Consider the following 20,654-nt stretch of genomic DNA (forward strand, 5'->3'; position numbering starts at 1 on the left):
ATTCAGCAATAATGAACGTTGATTATCAAGAACTTATAAACGTAATGTTGTGGCAAAAGACTCGAAATGACATTATTTTACCAGAATTTGTATGTGTCTGTTTGTGTAACTTGCTGATAATCAATAATAGTTCATACGCCTTATTGCTGAATAGTTACATGTAGGACGACTTTATTTCTACCCCGTATAGCGGTCGCTGAACAGTTATAAGTTCAACCTGCTGCATAACAAGTAACGTATTCAAAAGTCACGAACCAATCCGTTACAAAAACAATCAATTTCAAAGAGCGCATTGTAAACGTTAAACTGAAGGACATCTGTGCTTGGTCAACCGAGCACCTGTCCACGAACTGGGTTACAGAACGAACCAAAACGCTCAGAAAAGCGAGCTAAAATTGGTACAGCGAACTGGACACCCTAATTAGTTTATTGCAATGTTTGTATAAGAAATCTCCTTCAAAATATATCAAAGCTACCTTAATCTCCCGATTTTTTCAATTTCTTCAGCTTGCGTTTGGCCTCGGGTAAGTCGGGCCATAGCTCCAATGCCTTTTCATAATTCCTGATGGCAGCTTGGGGCATGCCCTCCTTTTCAGACTCCTTGCCTAGTAATGTGTATTCGGCGGCTAAGCGTTTCAGTTGTTCTGCACGTTGCATTTCCATAGTGCGTGCCTCTTCCAGCTGCTGTTTTAGCAGGTTGATTATGTTCAGCTTTTTGCGGATAAGCCTTTTGGCAGCGGGTTTCTCAATGTCGTATCGGCTGTGGATGGCTAGAAAGAAGTTGTCGATGGCCGCTTGCATGTCGCCCTTGTCGAAGGCGGTTATGGCATCGTTATACTGTTTGTCGGCCTTGCTTTCTTGCAAAGCCGAGTTGATGATGTTGAGGTTGTTGTAATTGCGCGCGAAGTTGGTGACCTCCGTCCGTACGAAAATGTTTTCTCGGCGGATGGGTTCTTGCAGACTAATGCCTTGCAAAGAGGTGCAACGCGATAGGGCCACGTAGGTTTGTCCACCAGCGAATACGCCGCCAGTGAAGTCTATCTTTACGTTGTTAAAGGTTAGGCCTTGGCTCTTGTGTACGGTGATGGCCCATGCCAAGCGGATAGGGAACTGCCGATAGCTACCTATTTCCTCTTCTTCAATCTTTTGTTCTTTCTCGTTAAAGGTATATCGCACGTTCGACCAAATCTCCCTTTCCACGTCAAAGTCGCGTCCGTCTTCGGTTCGCACGTATATAATGCCGTCTTGTTCGTCGCCAAACCCGATGATAGTTCCTAGCGTGCCGTTCACCCACCTACGTTCTTTGTCGTTCTTGATGAACAGAACCTGTGCGCCAGTTTTCACTTCCAGTTCTATTGGTGTGGGCAAACTGCTCTCTGGGAACTCGCCCTCGATGTGTCCATAGAATATTGTTGGTTCGTCGGGTAGGGTGTTGAGCTGTTTCTCGTTGATGTAGTCAACGGTATCTCTACGCCCCGATAACGTGATGGATAAGCGTCCTTCTTCTGTTCCTATCTCGGCGTTAACTCGCGCATTAAGTAGTCGCAGGTCGCTATCCGAAACGTGCGAGGTGCGTATGTGGTCGAGTAGGGAAATGAATTGTGCATCCCTTTGTCTGTAAACTTTCCTCAGTTCTACTGCGATGAGTTGCATTTCTCTGAACACATGGGCATCGAAGAAAAAACAAGAGGGGTAGAACGGACGAAGTAATTGGCGTTCGTCTTCTTTTATTACGGGTTCGAGCTGATAGATGTCGCCAACCAAGAGTAACTGTTTCCCACCGAAAGGCTCGCGCATATTGCGGTTGTAGATGCGCAGAACCTTGTCGATAAAGTCGATGATGTCTGCCCTAACCATCGATATCTCGTCGATAATGATGAGTTCTACCTCGCGTAAGAGTTTTGTTTTTTCGCCATTATATTTAAGCGTGTTGCGAATGTTGCGCGTGGAATAGCGTTTGTCGGTGGGCAGCAAGGGATGGAAAGGCAGTTTGAAAAAGCTGTGCAAGGTACTTCCGCCAGCGTTGATGGCAGCGATACCCGTTGGTGCTAGGATGATGTGTTTTTTCTTGATGGTGGCCGCGATGTGGCGCATAAACGTTGATTTACCCGTGCCCGCCTTTCCCGTTAGGAAGAGCGAGCGACGGGTAAACTGTATGATTTGGAGAGCCTTTTGCATCTCCTCGTTCTCTAAGTCTATTTGGTTGGGCGTATCGTTGTTCACGTTGTTCTGTCAAATCTGTCTTAGGATGGCTTAATCAAAGTCGGTCTGTGTTGACTTGTCTTTCACCGTATATGTGTACTAATTTGGTACTAAACGCGTTTGACACGGCAATCAGAATAGAAAATTGTAATGTGGCGGATGCCTGTTGGCGAAATCCGCCGCGCGTTGACTTACTGGATGAGGTGTGCAATGGCGTGCAATATATCGTGGCGTGTTATAGCTCATCGAGATTTAGCGGCTGCTCGGTGGGGCGAGAACGCTTTTTCTCTTGACCTTGCTCGGAGGGGAGAAGGTCGCCTGGTGAAATTTCCCTGATGGGATTTCCATTGCCGTCGAGAATGATGATACCTTCTCCCCCCGTGCTATCGGTTTCTGTTGTGTCTTTTTTCGCTCGCGGATAATAACTGTCACACAGGTACATGTCGCGCGTTATGTCTGCATCTCGCGGTTTTCCAAACTTGCCATGATATTGTTTAAATGCAGGGTCGCGGAACACCGACTGTAAGAAATATCCACAGATAGGCAGAGCCGTTCGGCTTCCTTGTCCTAGTGCGCCCGTGCGGAAGTGTATACTTCGGTATTCGCCACCAACCCACGCGCCAACCACAAGTTTAGGACTAACGCCCATGAACCATGCGTCGGAGTGGTTGTTAGACGTACCCGTCTTTCCCCCAAAGTCGGTATCGCGATAGTCGCCCACATATCCCCAAAGGCTTTGAGAAGTTCCGCCAGGCTCGCGCATGCCGCCCATCAGCAGCTGTTGTACGAGGAAGGCTGTTTTGTAAGGCACGGCTTGTTCTGATGTGGCTGGGCCAAGGAACACTTCTTTGCCGTCTTTGTCTTCTATTCGGGTAACAAGTACGGGCTCGTGGTGCATACCGTCGTTAGCAATGGTGCAGTAGGCGTTGGTTAGTTCGAGCAGGTTGACGTCGCTCGATCCAAGTGCTAGCGAGGGCGCATCTTCTAGCGGACTCTTAATGCCCATCTTCTCGGCAGTCTCGATAATGCGTTTGATGCCCATTTCTTGGCCAAGGCGCACAGCCACCGAGTTGATACTCTTGGCAAAAGCCGACTTTAACGGCATTGAGTCGCCAGAGAACGAACCATTGGCGTTAGAGGGAGTCCAGGTAACCACCTCGTGTTTCTTTTTGTCGTACACCTGCATCGTGATGTATTCGTCGCGGCGTTTGTCGCAAGGCGTAAGGCCTTGGTTCATGGCCTCGGTATAAACAAAAAGTTTAAAGGTGGAACCAGGCTGGCGCATGGCCTTTACCTTATCGTACTTCCATGCATCGAAGTTGATGTCGCCCACCCATGCTTTCACTGCTCCAGTTTGTGGTTCCATTGCCACAAACGCACAGTGCATGAAACGAACCATATAGCGGATGGAGTCCATCGTAGAGATATTCATCTCGATAGAGCCCTTGGCATAGTCGAAAAGCTTAACCTTATGTGGCTTGTTGAGATAATACGTGATGGAGTCGGGCTGGCTGGGGAATTTCTCCAACAGCCAATTATACACGGGTTGTTTGCGTGCGATGCCCTCGATGAAGTCGGGTATCACCCTTCCGCGCTCGTCAATCCACGGGTCGTTCTTTCCCCAATGGTTCTTGAAGTTTTGCTGAACCTGCCGCATTTGTTTGGTGGCGGCATCCTCTGCGTATTTTTGCATACGTGTGTCGAGGGTGGTATAAATCTTCAAGCCACTGGTGTAAAGGTCGTAACCATTGGCTTCGCACCAGTCTTTGAGGTAGTCGGCCACTGCCTCCCTAAAATAATTGGCCTGTCCGTCGTAATTGGTCTCAACGTTGTATTTAAGGCTAAGAGGCGTTTGCGAGAGCGAATCGTACACAGCTTGGCTTAGATGGCCTCGCCTAACCATGTTGGCTAACACGGTGTTGCGCCTTTTCAGGCTATTTTCGGGATGCGTTATGGGGTTGTACGTGGTTGTGGCTTTGAGCATGCCCACAAGCGTAGCCGACTGCGCGGCCGTCAAATCTTTGGGCGTGATGTTGAAATAGGTTTTGCAAGCCGTCTTAATGCCGTATGCCGACGAACCAAAATCCACCGTGTTGGCATACATACTGAGGATGGTGTTCTTGTCGTAGCTCAGCTCCAACTTGGTGGCGATAATCCATTCTTTGGTTTTCATGATGAGCATACGTATGCCAGGAATCTTGCCAAGCAAGCCCGTAGAATATTCGGTGCGCACCCTAAAAAGGTTTTTGGCCAGCTGCTGGGTGATGGTAGATGCACCGCGGCCGTCGCCTTTGGTAACGGCATCCTTGGCGGCAGCGAACATTCCGATGGGGTCTACCCCCCAATGGCTGTAAAAACGCTCGTCTTCGGTGTCGATAAGGGTATTCCAAAACACGGGGTTAACGTCGCCGTAGGTTACAGGCGTGCGGTTTTCGTTGAAATATTTGCCGATGAGTTTTCCGTCGGCACTGTATATTTCAGAGGCTTGCGCAGTTATGGGGTTGTTGATGGTGGACCATCCCGGCGACTTGCCAAAGAGCCAAAGGAAGTTGATGTCTACCATACCCAGATAGACAAAGAAGGCAACAAACGCCGATGCAACGACCACACCCGTTTTGAAATACCATTTGCGGCCTTTGTATAGGCCTTTATACCATTTCCAAAATGCCTTTAACTTAGTGGCGCACCATTTCGCGCCTTGCACGATTTTCTTTCGCATAATCAGTTGTTGGTTGGTTGAGAAGACAACGCCTTTGTCCTGTCGATTGTTTTCGGAGGCGCATCGGGCCTGTGTTCTTCTTATTGTTTGGCATAAGCCGCGCCGCTGTTCACATGCTCATAATGCAGGTGCAACGTGTGGTTTACCTGTTGCAAATTTACGTATTTAATCTGTTATCCCGACAAAACTGTCGATATAATTTGTAATTTCTTCTGTGTTGTCGGGATAAAACCACTTTATTTCAGGGTCTTTCTTAAACCATGTTAGTTGCTTGCGCATGTATCTGCGCGTGTTGGATTGTATTTGTCTTACAGCCTCTTCCAAGGGAATGGTGCCATCGAAATGGGCGAACAGTTCCTTATACCCCACGGTATTGAGCGAATTTAGCCCCCGCAGGGGATAAACGCGGCGCGCCTCTTCTTCTAATCCATTGGCCATCATCTGCAACACCCGTTGGTTGATGCGATTGTACATCTCTTCGCGCGGACGGTTCAGGCCAATCTTAATGATGTTGAACGGACGTTGTTTGCGCTCTTTTTTTCGGTACGAGGTGTATGTGTTGCCCGTCATCAGGCATATTTCAAGGGCGTGGCACACCCTTCTGGGGTTTTGTTTGTCAACGAAATCGTAATGTTCGGGGTCTAATTGTTTAAGCATCTCAACAAGGGCAGGCAGCCCTTGCTGTTCCAGAAGTTGCTTTACGTGTTGCCGTGTGTCGTCATCGACGGTTGGAATGTCGTCTATACCATAGCAAACGGCATCAATGTACATCATGCTGCCGCCCGTCATCAAGGCCACGTTGCCGTTGGCGAAAAGCTGGTCGAGCAAGGCAAGCGTGTCGGTTTCAAAGCACGATGCACTATAATACTCGTCAAGTTTGAGATGGCCAACGAAGTGGTGGGTGGCTTGTTGTTGCTCTTCGGGAGTGGCGGCAGCAGTTCCGATGGGTAGTTGGGCAAACATCTGCCGCGAGTCGGCGCTGATGATGTGCGCGGCATAACGCTTGGCAAGATGCAGGCAAAGTGCTGTTTTGCCAACACCCGTAGGTCCAAGAACAACGATAAGTGTTTTCATATTACACCTTATTATATATACAGCAGGATGATGAGATATTTGCTTGCAACAATTATCTCACCGTGACATGGAAACAACCTTGTTTCACTTCGTATTTAATATAGCAGCGTTCGTTTCGTCGCAAGTCGTTCAAAACCTCGCTCATTACCCATTTCAACGTATCGTTTCTCACCTTTCGGCGCACAGGACCGTCGGGCGATTCCACTGTTTTGTATCTGTTGTAGGCAATGTCGAATGTTGTACCGAACCTGTGGCAGCTGTTTTCGGAGGCATTGCCGTTGTGTCCGCGTAGCTTTTTCACGTCGGCTTCACTTCGAAGAACACTCGTTACGATGAACTTATGCAGTGGAATACCCTTAATTTGCAGGCTATCGAAAAAGTTTCGGCCAATGTCGTTCAGCAGTACGGCCGCCCTTGGCACCAGGTAAGGCACGCTATTGTTCAGCTTGTCTACATGGTAATAGGGACTGCTAGCCATGTACACCAGCTCTGCTTTTCGGTTTTCCGCCTCCTTGCGGTCGGCCACGGGCTTAACGCCATACTTCTGTGCCATCTCCAACTGCACGTCGTTAAGGTCGGGGAATGCTTTCGAAAAGTTGGGAACACTCAGTATGCGGTTCTTCACGGGTGAGCCGTCGGCCTTGAAAAATTTCAGTTTGGTTAGCTTTCCATCCACGGGTTGTACTGCGGCATGCGCGTTTCTTTCGGCATCTTCGCTGATGTCTTGTCCCTTGGTTTCTGTCTTCTTCTTTGCATTGGCAGGTTTGGCGATGGAAGGGAAAACCACCCGCACCACGGCCAACAAAACAACCACCGCGGCGAAAGCCTTTAAAAACTGGTTCTTTGTCAATCTCATTGAAAAACGTTTAATTGCGCCACAAAGATAGAAAAAAGTGTTGGGTTATGGAAAGCTTTTTGTAATTTTGCACTAATATTATATTTAGGAATTACGACATTGGTAGAGAAGCATATTGTACTTGAAGATATTGACCCCGTAATGTTTTATGGGGTGAACAACGGGTATCTGCAAATGATAAAGTCGCTGTTCCCCAAATTGCGCATCGTTGCTCGCGATAATGTCATCCGCGTGTTGGGTGATGAGGAAGAGATGGCTATCTTCGAAGAGAAGACCGAAGGCATAAGGAAACATATCCTTAAATACAATGCCATCAACGAAGAAGACATTCTCGACATTATTAAGGGTAAACGCACCAAGGCCGATGCCATTAAAGATGTTATTGTGTACAACATCACGGGCAAACCCATAAAGAGCAGGAGCGAAAACCAACAGCGATTGGTAGACGCTTACGAACGTCACGACTTGGTATTTGCCGTTGGACCAGCAGGAACGGGTAAAACCTACCTGAGCATCGCCTTGGCAGTGAAAGCCTTGAAGGAGAAAACAGCTAAGAAAATCATCCTTAGTAGACCCGCAGTAGAGGCTGGCGAGAAACTGGGATTTCTACCTGGTGATATGAAAGAGAAGATAGACCCCTATCTGCAACCGCTGTACGATGCGTTGGAAGACATGATTCCTGCCGTAAAGCTGCAAGACATGATGGAGAAACATGTGATACAGATAGCTCCGTTGGCCTTCATGCGCGGTAGAACACTCACTGATGCCATCGTTATTTTAGACGAGGCACAGAACACCACTATGGCTCAAATAAAGATGTTTCTAACGCGTATGGGTACAAACACCAAGATGATTGTAACAGGCGACCTAACGCAAATAGACCTGCCAAGGGAACAAAAGAGCGGTTTGCGGGTGGCATTAGACATCTTGCGCAACGTAAAGGGCATTGCAACTGTGCAGTTCGACCAAAAGGATATTGTGCGACACAAGCTCGTTACACGTATCGTAAATGCTTATGAGGCATATTACGAAACTGAAAGAAATAAAGAGAAAGAATAGGATACATCATAAAAACAAGGATAGAGATGAAAGCATTGACACAAACCGATTTCCACTTCGCTGGACAAAAGAGTGTGTATCACGGTAAAGTTAGAGATGTGTACGACATCGACGGCGATAAAATCGTGATGGTTGCAACCGACAGAATATCGGCTTTCGACGTGATCTTGCCGAAAGGCATTCCCTTTAAAGGGCAGGTTCTGAACCAAATAGCGGCCAAGTTTCTTGACCTTACGGCCGACATCTGCCCTAATTGGAAGTTGGCCACGCCCGATCCGATGGTGACCGTCGGCCTTAAATGCGAGGGCTTCCGTGTGGAGATGATCATTCGTTCGATACTTACAGGCTCGGCTTGGCGTGAATATAAGAAAGGATGTAGGGAACTGTGCGGTGTGAAATTGCCCGACGGTATGAAGGAGAACGAACGTTTTCCAGAACCCATCGTAACGCCAACGACGAAGGCCGACGAAGGTCACGACCTCAACATCTCGAAAGAAGAGATTATTGCACAGGGACTTGTTAGTGCCGAAGACTATGCCGTGATAGAAGACTACACCAAGAAACTCTTCCGTCGTGGTCAGGAAATCGCTGCCAAACACGGACTTATTCTCGTAGATACGAAGTACGAATTTGGCAAGCGCGATGGCAAGGTGTATCTCATTGACGAAATACATACGCCCGATTCGAGCCGTTATTTCTATGCCGAAGGCTACGAAGAAAAGCTGGCTAAGGGCGAACCGCAACGCCAGTTGTCGAAGGAATTTTTGCGCCAGTGGCTCATCGAACACAATTTCATGAACGAGCCGGGTCAAACCATGCCCGAAATAACCGACGAATATGCAGAAGAGGTGAGCAATCGCTACATCGAACTATACGAGCATATCACTGGCGAAAGGTTTAATAAGGCGGCTGACGAATCCGATTTGGCTGCTCGCATCGAGAAAAACGTAACGGATTTTTTGGCGCAAGGCAAATAGAACGGTAGGCGTAGTTTCGCTTTTTTCATCCATGTTTTGGGCAGAATAAGCGTTATAATCAGGATAGCTGCAAGGACGACACTCTGGGCAGACGCCTAGCAAAGTTGGCTTTCGTGTTATCTACAATCCCTATTTAATGGCACATATCCTCCATGTATAAGCAAGAAGAGATAAAACCTTATGGTGAACAAGGCGATAAAGGCGAGTTGGTTGAAAAGATGTTCGACAACATTGCCCCGACGTACGATGTGTTGAATCACCGCCTTTCGTGGGACATAGACAAGTGTTGGCGACGTAAGGCCATTGGCCAATTGGTGCCGTTCAAGCCCAAACAGATGCTCGACATAGCTACGGGTACGGGCGATTTCGCAATCTTGGCCGCTAAAATGCTCAAACCTTGCTGTCTTATTGGGGCCGACATCTCGGAAGGGATGATGGAGATTGGGCGTAAGAAGGTGGAGAAAGCAGAACTGGGGAACGTGGTGTCGTTTATGAAAGAAGACTGCATGAACCTCTCGTTCCCTGCTGAACGTTTCGATGCAGTGACCGCTGCGTTCGGTATCCGCAACTTTAAAGACCTTGACAAGTGTTTGGGCGAACTGCATCGCGTGTTGCGCAAGGGTGGACATTTAAGCATCGTAGAGCTTTCGGCTCCCAAACGTTTTCCCATGTCGTGGCTCTTCAAGACATATTCGCACACCGTGCTACCGCTTTATGCACGCCTCGTATCTAAGGATAAGGGTGCCTATCGCTATCTCATCAGCACCGTCGAAGCCTTTCCACAAGGCGAAACGATGGTCGGAATTCTCAAGAAAGCAGGTTTCGAAGAAGTTAAGTTTAAGCGGCTAACGTTCGGGATCTGCACCATGTACCTGGCAACCAAGTAACGAAGGGAACTTTTTAGAAAAGGCCTGATAGTTAAAACAAAATGGTTTTTGGAATGACGGCAAAATAGATTGTTCTGTAAATAACAGTTTTAGAGCAAAGAATAGCACTACTACAAGATGCTTGTACTAACGCAACAACGGTGCTTGTACGTATATATGTAACATACTTCATTGTGCAGATGCGTTGTTGGCAACTTGTTGGTTAACGAGTTTATAGAACCAAATCTTTTCTGCTACACTTTCCGATTTCAGGTATAAGGTAATATTAGTAAAGGCAAGTTGAACACGAATATTCAGGAACATTATGGACAAATACGGACTGATAGGGTTTCCGCTTGGGCATAGCTTCTCGATAAGCTACTTCAATGAGAAATTCCACAACGAGGGTATTGACGCCGAATACGAGAATTATGAAATTGCAAGCATAGACAGCTTGGCCGAAATACTCGACACAACGCCCAACTTGCGAGGGCTGAACGTCACCATTCCTTATAAGGAAGAGGTGATAAAATACCTTGACGACTTATCGCCAGAGGCACGTTCCATCGGCGCGGTAAACGTCATTAGGGTGAGCCATAAGGGCTTGAAACCCTACCTAAAAGGCTTTAACAGCGATGTAATCGGCTTTACGCGCAGCATAGAGTCGATGCTCGAGCCTGGACATCGCAAGGCTCTCATCCTCGGGACAGGCGGTGCGGCCAAAGCCATCGACTACGGATTGAAAAGCCTAGGCTTGGAAACGCGTTTCGTTAGCAGGACAACACGCAAAGGCAACACCATCACTTATGACGATGTAACGCCCCAAGTGATTGCCGAGTACAACGTTATCGTTAACTGTACGCCGCTAGGCATGTATCCGCGAACCGACGAATGCCCCAAACTGCCATACGATGCGATGGACCAGCACACGCTGCTCTACGACTTAATATATAATCCCGACGAAACCCTGTTTATGAAAAAGGGTAGGGAACGGGGCGCGATTACCAAGAACGGACTTGAAATGCTATTGCTCCAAGCCTTTGCCAGTTGGGAGTTTTGGCATGGTAGAGAATAATGCAATAGTCTAGACACATCTCGATGTATGAATAGAGCTGCGTAGTAATCCCACTTTATTTAACAACACTTTTCACCCAAATAAACTCAAACAGATGAACAACCGTTACATGATGCGTGGCGTTAGTGCCGCAAAAGAAGATGTGCATAACGCCATTAAGAACATCGATAAGGGCGTTTTTCCGCAAGCCTTCTGCAAAATCATTCCCGACATATTAGGTGGCGACGATGCGTATTGTAACATCATGCACGCCGACGGGGCAGGAACGAAGTCGTCGTTGGCCTACGCTTATTGGAAAGAAACGGGCGACTTGAACGTTTGGCGAGGCATTGCCCAAGACGCGGTGGTGATGAATACCGACGACTTGCTATGCGTAGGAGCGGTTGACAACATCTTGGTGTCGAGTACCATCGGGCGTAACAAGATGCTTGTTCCTGGCGAAGTGATTTCGGCCATCATCAACGGCACCGACGAATTGTTGGCGGAACTGAGAGAAATGGGAATGGGTATTTATGCTACGGGTGGCGAAACGGCCGACGTGGGCGACCTTGTGCGCACCATCATTGTTGACTCTACCGTTACCTGCCGCATGAAACGGAGCGATGTTATCGACAATGCCAATATTCGTCCAGGCGATGTTATCGTGGGATTATCTTCGTGCGGACAGGCCACATACGAGAAAACTTACAATGGTGGAATGGGAAGTAACGGGCTGACAAGCGCACGCCACGACGTGTTTGCCAAATATCTGGCAGAGAAATATCCCGAAACTTTCGACCATGCCGTGCATAACGAGTTGGTGTATAGTGGTACAAAGCGATTGACGGATGCTATTGAAGGCTTGGGCGTTGATGCAGGTCAGCTGGTGTTGTCGCCCACTCGAACCTACGCTCCCGTAATTCGCAAGGTGCTAGATGAAATGCGCAACCATGTTCATGGCATGGTACATTGCACGGGTGGCGCACAAACAAAGGTGCTGCACTTCGTTAGCGACGATTGCCGAGTGATAAAAGACAACATGTTTGACGTGCCGCCGCTGTTCAAACTCATTCAGTCGGAAAGCGGAACAGATTGGAAAGAAATGTACAAGGTGTTCAATATGGGACACCGCATGGAGATATATGTACGCCCCGAACCTGCCGAACGCATCATTGCCATTAGCAAGAGTTTCAACATCGAGGCGCAAGTGGTGGGGCGTATAGAGGAAGGGAAGAAGTCGCTTACCATCCGTTCAGAGTATGGAACTTTTGAATATTAAGAATATGATGACGATAAAAGATGCTGTACTTCTTAGTTTGGAAGACTTTCCTAATGGAGCAACTTCTCGTGAAGTATATGATAATATCATAAACAAGAAACTGTTCGAGTTCAATAAAGTAGCGAAAACCCCAGATGCAACTGTTGGTGCACAGATGGGGGGTATGATAAAACATGGCGATGTCAGAGTTAAACGTATAAAGAACGATAAGAATATATTTAGCTATTATCTCAGTAAATATTCAGAGAACATAGAGAATAATGATAAGATTCCTGCTGATACAGGAGTTTTAGGCGTTTCTCGTTCTTCTTTTAAAGAAAGAGATTTGCATCCTTTGTTGTGCAGCTTTTTGAATTATAATGGAATTATAGCCAAGACCATCTTCCACGAAAAGTCTTCAAAAGCAGAAGAACATCAGAAATGGGTTCATCCAGATATTATAGGAGCCAAATTTGTTGAGCAGAAGAATATCACTAGCAATGCTTTATTTAAAGCAATCAGTAAGAGAGATTCATTACTATTGTATTCTTATGAATTGAAGAAAAAGATTGATAACGATTATGAATTGAAGAAGTGTTTCTTTCAGGCTGTGTCAAATTCAAGTTGGTCAAACAAAGGATATCTCGTGGCGTTTGAGATTAATGAGGATTTGAAAGATGAAATGGCACGGCTCAATAATTCTTTTGGAATAGGTTTTATCCATCTTAAAGCTAATCCTTATGAAAGTAAAATTTGGTTTGACGCTAAGGAAAGACATCTTGATTTTGTCACAATAGACAAACTTTGTGAGATAAATTGCGATTTCAAAGAGTTTATAAAGTTGGTAGAGGCAACGCTTACAGCTGATGATAAGCATTTCCACCCATCAAAAACGGCGCTTATCAGCATTTGTGATAGATATCCAGCCAATGATGGAGACATTCTGAAATATTGTAATGAGCATCATATCCCTTGGGGTGATGAAGAAGTATAATTAAAGTATGATAGAACAAAACAGCATATTAACAAAGCTAGACGGACTGGAAAGCCGTTACGAGGAGGTGTCAACGCTGATCACCGACCCTGCCGTTATCGCCGACCAAGAACGTTATGTCAAGTTGACAAGGGAGTATAAGGACCTTGGCGACATTATGAATGCACGCAAGCGCTATGTGGCTTGCCTTAATTCCATTGCCGAGGCCAAAGACATTTTGGCCAACGAAAGCGATGCCGAGATGAAAGAGATGGCGCGCGAAGAGCTATCTACCAACGAAGCGGAGCGTCCGAAGTTGGAAGAGGAGATAAAACTACTGCTTGTGCCCAAAGACCCAGAAGACGCCAAGAACGTTCAGATGGAGATTAGGGCAGGCACAGGCGGCGATGAGGCCGCGCTTTTCGCAGGCGACCTCTTTGGCATGTACAAGCGCTTTTGCGACTCCAAAGGTTGGAATCTCTCTGTTACCGCATCAAGTGAAGGAGCCGTTGGCGGTTTTAAGGAGATAGACTTTGCCGTGAGCGGCGACAATGTGTACGGCACCTTGAAATACGAATCGGGAGTACATCGCGTGCAGCGTGTACCTGCCACCGAAACGCAAGGCCGTATGCACACGTCGGCTGCAACGGTAGCTGTGTTGCCCGAAGCAGATAAGTTCGAGGTGAACATCAACGAAGGCGATATTAAGTGGGACACGTTCAGAAGTTCTGGTGCCGGTGGGCAGAACGTTAACAAGGTGGAGTCGGGAGTACGTTTGCGCTACCCGTGGAAGAACCCCAATACGGGCGAGACCGAAGAAATACTCATCGAGTGTACCGAAACGCGCGACCAACCCAAGAACAAGGAGCGTGCCCTGTCGCGACTCCGTACCTTTATATACGACCGCGAACACCAAAAGTATGTTGACGATATTGCTAATCGTCGCAAAAGCTTGGTGTCTACGGGCGACCGTTCGGCAAAAATCAGAACCTATAATTATCCTCAAGGGCGCGTAACCGACCATCGCATCGGCTACACCACGCACGACCTTCAAGGCTTTATCGGTGGCGACATTCAGGCAATGATAGACGCCTTGTCGGTTGCCGAGAACACCGAACGAATGAAAGAGGCCGAATTATAATCCCATTCACATCGTTTTCTTATGACAAGAGAAGAATTAATTAAGCAGATACACGCCAAGCAGTCGTTCCTTTGTGTAGGTCTAGACACCGACATCAAGAAGATACCGCAACACTTGTTGCAGGCAGACGACCCCATCTTCGAGTTTAACAAGGCCATTATCGATGCCACTGCGCCCTATTGCGTGGCCTATAAGCCCAACCTTGCCTTTTACGAATCGTTAGGCGTAAAGGGGTTGTTGGCCCTCGAACGTACGGTGGCTTATCTCAACGAGAACTATCCCGAACAGTTTGTCATTGCCGATGCCAAGCGCGGCGACATTGGCAACACCTCGCAGATGTATGCCCGCACCTTCTTCGAAACCTACAATCTCGATGCACTTACTGTTGCCCCATACATGGGCGAAGACAGCGTGACGCCTTTCTTGGCCTACGAAGGCAAGTGGGTGATATTGTTGGCGCTCACCAGTAATAAGGGTTCGCACGATTTCCAACTCATAGCAGATGTTCAAGGCGTTCGCCTTTTCGAACACGTTCTTACCAAATCACAAACATGGGGCAATGCAGATAATATGATGTACGTGGTAGGTGCCACACAAGGCGAGGCCTTTAAGGACATTCGTCGCCATGCCCCCAACCATTTCTTGCTTGTCCCCGGCATTGGTGCACAAGGTGGAAGTCTTCACGATGTGTGTCAATATGGTATGAACAAGGATTGCGGTTTGTTGGTAAACAGTTCGCGCGGCATTATCTACGCTAGCAACGGAACCGACTTTGCACAAGTGGCTGCCGAGAAAGCACGCGAGGTTCAAGAAGAGATGGCTAGCGAGTTGAAAGCCATCTTGCCCACGCTCTAAAACACATCGCCCACCGAACAGTAATAAATGAGTGAAATAAAGATCATCAACGACCCCGTTTTTGGGTTCATCAAGATACCGCGCGGGCTAATCCTCGACGTTATTTGCCATCCCTTGATGCAACGTCTTACGCGCATTCGTCAGCTAGGCCTGGCCTCAGTGGTTTATCCTGGTGCGCAGCACACGCGTTTCTTGCATTCCATTGGGGCGTTCCATTTGGTTAGCGAGGCCGTGTTGTCGCTCCAACAAAAGGGTGTATTCATCTTCGACAGCGAGGTTGAGGCCGTACAGATAGCCATTCTTCTTCATGATATTGGGCATGGCCCATTCTCGCATGTGCTCGAAAACTCGCTTATATCGGGCATTTCGCACGAAGATATTTCGTTACAGATGATGGAAAAGATGAACCGTGAGATGGGAGGAGCTCTCACGTTGGCCATCAAAATCTTCAAGAACGAATACTCCAAGCGTTTTCTTCATCAGCTCATCAGCAGTCAGCTAGACATGGATAGGCTCGACTATCTTCGTCGCGACAGCTTTTTTACGGGCGTTACCGAAGGGAATATCGGTTCGGCACGCATCATCAAGATGCTCGATGTGGAGAACGATGCCCTAGTGGTAGACCAAAAAGGCATCTATTCCATCGAGAACTATCTTATTTCGCGTAGGCTGATGTATTGGCAGGTGTACCTGCATAAAACCGCAGTAGGCTGTGAGGCCATTTTGGTTAACCTCCTTAAACGCGCCAAGTATCTAGTTCGTAATGGTCATTCGCTGTTTGCCACGCCTGCTTTGGCCTACTTCTTGGCCAACGATGTAGACCGCGACTTTTTTACAACGCATGCCGAGGCCTTGCAAAACTATTGTTCGCTAGACGACAATGACATTTGGAGCAGCGTAAAGGTGTGGATGAACGATGCCGACCCAGTGTTGTCCATCTTGGCAAACGACCTCGTAAACAGAAAACTCTTCAAAGTAGAGGTGTTCGACGAACCCATTCCCGAAGGCGTTATCGAAGAACGATTGGCTGCCATTTGCACGCACACAGGGCTTTCGACAAGCGATGCAACCTACCTGATGAGCGCAAACACTGTGAACAAAAACATGTATAACATGGAAGACGACCACATCACCATCAAGTGTAAAGACGGCACGTGTAAAGACATCTCGCAGGCCTCAGAACTCTTCGATGTGACACGCCTTTCCATGAAAAACAGCAAATATTACCTTTGTTATCAAAGATTTTGAATAATAATTGCTATATTTGCAGAATTATTCAACAGTACTGAAACCAATGGAATTTACAGCAAAGCAAATTGCACAAGTAGTCGATGGTGAAATCGTTGGAGATGAGAACGCTGCCGTTCACTCCTTTGCGAAGATAGAGGAGGGGCGGCCAGGAGCTATTTCGTTTCTTTCAAACCCAAAATATACACATTATATATATGAGACAGAGGCTAGCGTGGTGCTAGTAAACAAAGACACCAAACTGGAAAAGCCTGTTAAGGCCACGCTCATCAAGGTGGATAACGCCTACGAGTGTGTGGCCAAGCTATTACAGATGTACGAGGCAGCCAAGCCAAAGAAAACGGGTATTGACCCCTTGGCCTTTGTTTCGCCCGACGCCACAGTTGGCGAAAACTGCTATGTAGGTCCCTTTGCCTATGTAGGTAGTGGCGTTGTGATTGGCAACGGCACGCAGGTGTATCCTCATGCCACACTCTGCGACAACGTGCGAGTGGGTGCTCATTGTATTATTTATCCCCAAGTGTGCCTTTACCACGATGTAGTGGTGGGCGATAGGGTAATCCTACATTCGGGTTGTGTAATCGGCGCCGATGGTTTTGGTTTCGCCCCATCTGCCCATGGGTACGACAAAATACCCCAAATTGGTACAGTTACAATTGAAGACGATGTGGAAATAGGTGCCAACACCTGCGTAGACCGCTCTACAATGGGCAGCACTTACATACGTAAAGGTGTGAAACTAGACAACCTTGTGCAAATAGCACACAACACCGACATCGGCGAAAACACCGTTATGTCTGCCCAAGTGGGCGTGGCAGGTTCTACCAAGGTGGGCCAATGGTGCATGTTTGGCGGACAGGTTGGCGTTTCGGGACACATCAACATTGGCAACAAGGTGTTCTTAGGGGCGCAATCGGGCGTGCCTGGAAACCTCAAAGATGGTCAGCAACTCATTGGAACACCGCCTATGGAGCTCAAGCCTTACTTCAAGTCGCAAGCCATTTTCAGGCGTTTGCCCGACATGTATAAGCAGCTGAATGAGCTACAAAAGGAAATTGACGAATTAAAAAAGCAAATAAAACCATAACGCAATGTTAAAACAGACAACATTGAAAGGCAGCTTTTCCTTGTATGGCAAAGGCTTGCATACTGGATTGAGCCTCACGGTAACCTTCAATCCTGCACCCGAAAACACAGGCTATAAGATACAACGAATTGATTTGGAAGGTCAGCCCATCATCGATGCGTTGGCCGAACGGGTGGTAGACACGCAACGCGGCACTGTACTTGCCAATGGCGATGTGCGCGTTTCCACCGTAGAACATGGCCTTTCGGCACTCTACGCTATGGGTATCGACAACTGTCTCATACAAGTTAACGGCCCTGAGTTCCCCATTCTCGATGGTTCGGCCATCATGTATGTCGAGCAAATTAAGCGTGTGGGCATCGAAGAACAAAGCGTACCCAAAGATTACTACATCATCCGGCATAAGATTGAGGTGAAAGACGAGGCTACGGGTTCGTGCATCACCATCCTTCCCGACGACCAGTTTAGTGTAACGGCGATGTGTTCTTTCGATTCGAAGTTCATTAATAGCCAGTTTGCCACACTCGATTCGCTCGATAATTTTGAAACCGAGATTGCTCCTGCACGTACATTTGTGTTTGTGCGCGACATTGAGCCGCTGCTTAAAGCCAACCTCATCAAAGGTGGCGACATGGACAATGCCATCGTTATTTACGAAAAAATAATCGACCAAGAGCAACTAGACCAACTGGCCGACTTGCTGAAAGTTCCTCGTTTGGATGCCAGCAAGCAGGGATACATACAGCATAAGCCCTTAGTTTGGGAGAACGAGTGTACGCGCCACAAGCTGCTCGACATCATTGGCGACATGGCTCTACTGGGTAAACCCATCAAGGGCCGCATCATTGCCACCCGTCCTGGTCACACCATCAATAACATGTTTGCACGCCATCTTCGTAAAGACATTCGCAAACACGAGGTGCAGGCACCCATTTACGACCCCAACGACGAGCCTGTGATGGACAATAAGCGCATACGCGAATTGCTACCTCACCGCTATCCCATGCAGTTGATAGACAAAATCATATCGTTAGGCCCAACAAGCATCGTAGGCGTGAAGAACGTAACGAGCAACGAGCCTTTCTTTGTGGGCCACTTCCCCCAAGAACCCGTGATGCCTGGCGTATTGCAAGTGGAGGCTATGGCGCAGTGTGGCGGTCTTTTGGTGCTTAACCAGCTAGAAGAACCCGAACGCTGGTCTACCTATTTCATGAAAATCGACGAGGTGAAGTTCCGCCAAAAGGTCGTTCCCGGAGACACATTGTTGTTCCGTGTAGAACTGCTCCACCCCGTAAGGCATGGTGTCAGTTCGATGAAAGGTTACATGTTTGTGGGCGACCAAGTGGTTTCGGAGGCTACATTCACCGCACAAATCGTTAAAAACAAGTAAAAAGACACGCACTGAGCTATGAACCAAATAAGTCCTTTGGCCTATGTGCATCCCGAGGCTAAACTTGGGAAAGACAACATTATCGGCCCATTTTGTTACATAGACCGTAACACGGTTATTGGCGACGGAAACAACTTGCAGAACAGTGTGACCATCAATTACGGTGCTCGCATTGGCAATGGAAACGAAATATTGGCCGGCGCAAGCATTTCTACCAAACCACAAGATTTAAAATTTGTTGGTGAAGACACGCTATGCGAGATAGGCGACAACAATAGTATTCGTGAGAACGTTACCATTTCGCGCGGTACGGCCTCTAAGGGCGTAACGATAGTAGGTAGTAATAACTTGCTGATGGAGAACATGCACATCGCTCACGACTGTGTTATAGGTTCAAATGTCATTATTGGCAACTCCACTAAGTTTGCTGGCGAGGTGATTGTCGACGATTTTGCCATTGTTAGTGCAGCAGTGTTATGCCATCAGTTCTGCCGTATTGGTGGTTATGTGATGGTACAGGGCGGCAGTCGTTTCAGTCAAGACATTCCCCCTTACGTCATTGTAGGAAAAGACCCCGTGCGCTTTGCTGGCATCAACCTTGTGGGCTTGCGTAGGCGCGGTTTCTCTAACGAACTGATTGACCTTATCCATAATGCCTACCGTCTGCTTTATTCGAAAGGCTTGATGGCCGAAGGCATACAAGAAATACGTAACAACCTGCAAGTAACAGAGGAGATACAATACATCATCGACTTTGTTGAAAGTTCAAAACGCGGCATTGTCCGTTAAGCAGCAAATGCAATAACAGATAGTATAACTCGCAAGTGCCTTGGCACTTGCGAGTTTTTTCTTTGCATCTTATCTAGTTTAAGCCCAAATTGTACGGCATGTTCTGCAATTTGTAAAAAATGTACATAACGGATAACAGGCCCATTTAGTGTTGTGCAAAAGTGTAATACGTGCAAAATGGTATGCAATTTGCAGTAAAGCTCACTGCTATTCATCGCCCAAAACTATGCTGTTCGCTGCAAATTGTGTAGGTGAATGTCGCAAAATGGAAGACTACGTTTAGGGAAAGAATTGAAGTCCACTTGGCTTTTGATGTTTCAACAACTTGAGCGGAGTTGTTTTTTTGTGAAGTCAGCGCAAATATACTCTCCTCTCATAAATGGCGCGCGAGATGGAATTAGCTCGCTGGCTTGTAGACTTATGAAAAACAATCAATTTTTGAGTATACCAAGGCATCAGTAAACAAACTCGTCAACCCACCAGATCGCAAGCCCATCAACTTACAAATTCATCAACTTACAAACTCAAGAACCTACCAACTCACTAACTCGTCAACTCAAAAAATCACCAACTCCAAACTTAAAAAGATTGTTTTTTTATTTTACAATCTTGTACTAATTTTCACTCCGTTCTAGCGAAAAATCAGGTTATAAAATGGGTAAAAAGCCACTGTTTCTAGCTTTTTACGCCTTTTGTTTTGTCCGTTTTTAAGTAAAAAACCTCCATTTAGCACCATTTTGCCTTTCTGGTTTGGCTGAAGGCTCGTAATTTCTCGAGCCCAATTACTCACTTTTAACCCCCAAAATCTGCTTTTTAACAGCTATTTTACCCTTTTCAGCCATGTTTTTAACGTTTCTGAAAGGTTTTGTTTATACAATAGCAGTGGATATTTATGCTTTTCGACTCACATTTAGCAGCATTTAGCACTGCATTTTGCACCAAAACGCCTTGCATTTAGCATCAAAACGCATTGCATTTAGCACCAAAACGCACTGCGTTTAGCGGCATATTGCACCGCGTTTTGCACCAAAACGCACTTCATTTTGCTGCAAATAGGCCGAAATTAGGTGCTAATGGCGGTGTTTTTAAATAAAAATTCATTTTGC

The 20,654-nt window shown here is 47.1% G+C and carries 16 protein-coding genes; 12 read left to right on the forward strand and 4 right to left on the reverse strand.

Annotated features, from left to right (window positions below; genetic code table 11):
* Window positions 1–477: 477 nt before the first annotated feature.
* From HMPREF2955_RS00900 to HMPREF2955_RS00915, 4 genes are all read right to left on the reverse strand, one after another.
* On the reverse strand, window positions 478–2,178 hold the full coding sequence (locus tag HMPREF2955_RS00900) for an ATP-dependent DNA helicase (protein WP_070720113.1): 1,701 nt from the start codon (window positions 2,176–2,178) through the stop codon (window positions 478–480).
* Window positions 2,179–2,437: 259 nt separating this feature from the next.
* A complete protein-coding gene (locus HMPREF2955_RS00905; protein WP_070720062.1) occupies window positions 2,438–4,921 on the reverse strand; it encodes a transglycosylase domain-containing protein in 2,484 nt (827 codons plus the stop codon).
* A gap of 165 nt (window positions 4,922–5,086) precedes the next feature.
* Window positions 5,087–5,995 carry a tRNA (adenosine(37)-N6)-dimethylallyltransferase MiaA gene (miaA, locus tag HMPREF2955_RS00910; protein ID WP_070720063.1) on the reverse strand — a complete coding sequence of 303 codons (909 nt, stop codon included), beginning with the start codon at window positions 5,993–5,995 and terminating at the stop codon, window positions 5,087–5,089.
* Window positions 5,996–6,047: 52 nt separating this feature from the next.
* Window positions 6,048–6,851 carry a DUF5715 family protein gene (locus tag HMPREF2955_RS00915; protein WP_070720066.1) on the reverse strand — a complete coding sequence of 268 codons (804 nt, stop codon included), beginning with the start codon at window positions 6,849–6,851 and terminating at the stop codon, window positions 6,048–6,050.
* 99 nt (window positions 6,852–6,950) lie between these two features.
* On the opposite strand from HMPREF2955_RS00915, the gene HMPREF2955_RS00920 reads away from it, so the two are divergent.
* From HMPREF2955_RS00920 to lpxA, 12 genes are all read left to right on the forward strand, one after another.
* Window positions 6,951–7,910 carry a PhoH family protein gene (locus tag HMPREF2955_RS00920; RefSeq protein WP_019188535.1) on the forward strand — a complete coding sequence of 320 codons (960 nt, stop codon included), beginning with the start codon at window positions 6,951–6,953 and terminating at the stop codon, window positions 7,908–7,910.
* Between the two features lie 26 nt (window positions 7,911–7,936).
* Window positions 7,937–8,887 carry a phosphoribosylaminoimidazolesuccinocarboxamide synthase gene (locus HMPREF2955_RS00925; RefSeq protein ID WP_070720068.1) on the forward strand — a complete coding sequence of 317 codons (951 nt, stop codon included), beginning with the start codon at window positions 7,937–7,939 and terminating at the stop codon, window positions 8,885–8,887.
* A 152-nt stretch (window positions 8,888–9,039) separates the two neighbouring features.
* The gene (gene ubiE / locus HMPREF2955_RS00930; protein WP_070720070.1) at window positions 9,040–9,774 is read left to right on the forward strand and encodes a bifunctional demethylmenaquinone methyltransferase/2-methoxy-6-polyprenyl-1,4-benzoquinol methylase UbiE; all 735 of its coding nucleotides are present in this window, start codon (window positions 9,040–9,042) and stop codon (window positions 9,772–9,774) included.
* Between the two features lie 304 nt (window positions 9,775–10,078).
* Window positions 10,079–10,828 (forward strand): shikimate dehydrogenase family protein, encoded by a 750-nt coding sequence (locus HMPREF2955_RS00935; RefSeq protein WP_070720072.1) that lies wholly within the window; start codon window positions 10,079–10,081, stop codon window positions 10,826–10,828.
* Window positions 10,829–10,922: 94 nt separating this feature from the next.
* Window positions 10,923–12,086, forward strand: coding sequence for an AIR synthase-related protein (locus HMPREF2955_RS00940; RefSeq protein ID WP_070720073.1), 1,164 nt, complete (start codon window positions 10,923–10,925; stop codon window positions 12,084–12,086).
* A 7-nt stretch (window positions 12,087–12,093) separates the two neighbouring features.
* Window positions 12,094–13,059, forward strand: coding sequence for a hypothetical protein (locus HMPREF2955_RS00945; RefSeq protein ID WP_070720115.1), 966 nt, complete (start codon window positions 12,094–12,096; stop codon window positions 13,057–13,059).
* Between the two features lie 7 nt (window positions 13,060–13,066).
* Window positions 13,067–14,179 (forward strand): peptide chain release factor 1, encoded by a 1,113-nt coding sequence (prfA, locus tag HMPREF2955_RS00950; RefSeq protein WP_070720075.1) that lies wholly within the window; start codon window positions 13,067–13,069, stop codon window positions 14,177–14,179.
* A gap of 21 nt (window positions 14,180–14,200) precedes the next feature.
* Window positions 14,201–15,034, forward strand: coding sequence for an orotidine-5'-phosphate decarboxylase (pyrF, locus tag HMPREF2955_RS00955; RefSeq protein ID WP_070720076.1), 834 nt, complete (start codon window positions 14,201–14,203; stop codon window positions 15,032–15,034).
* A 27-nt stretch (window positions 15,035–15,061) separates the two neighbouring features.
* Window positions 15,062–16,282, forward strand: coding sequence for an HD domain-containing protein (locus HMPREF2955_RS00960; RefSeq protein ID WP_070720079.1), 1,221 nt, complete (start codon window positions 15,062–15,064; stop codon window positions 16,280–16,282).
* 46 nt (window positions 16,283–16,328) lie between these two features.
* Window positions 16,329–17,369 (forward strand): UDP-3-O-(3-hydroxymyristoyl)glucosamine N-acyltransferase, encoded by a 1,041-nt coding sequence (lpxD, locus tag HMPREF2955_RS00965; RefSeq protein ID WP_070720081.1) that lies wholly within the window; start codon window positions 16,329–16,331, stop codon window positions 17,367–17,369.
* A gap of 4 nt (window positions 17,370–17,373) precedes the next feature.
* Window positions 17,374–18,759 carry a bifunctional UDP-3-O-[3-hydroxymyristoyl] N-acetylglucosamine deacetylase/3-hydroxyacyl-ACP dehydratase gene (locus HMPREF2955_RS00970; protein ID WP_070720082.1) on the forward strand — a complete coding sequence of 462 codons (1,386 nt, stop codon included), beginning with the start codon at window positions 17,374–17,376 and terminating at the stop codon, window positions 18,757–18,759.
* Between the two features lie 18 nt (window positions 18,760–18,777).
* The gene (gene lpxA / locus HMPREF2955_RS00975; RefSeq protein ID WP_070720084.1) at window positions 18,778–19,548 is read left to right on the forward strand and encodes an acyl-ACP--UDP-N-acetylglucosamine O-acyltransferase; all 771 of its coding nucleotides are present in this window, start codon (window positions 18,778–18,780) and stop codon (window positions 19,546–19,548) included.
* Window positions 19,549–20,654: the final 1,106 nt, after the last annotated feature.

It is taken from the genome of Prevotella sp. HMSC073D09, from assembly GCF_001814145.1.
In the GTDB taxonomy this organism is placed as follows: Bacteria; Bacteroidota; Bacteroidia; order Bacteroidales; family Bacteroidaceae; genus Prevotella; species Prevotella conceptionensis.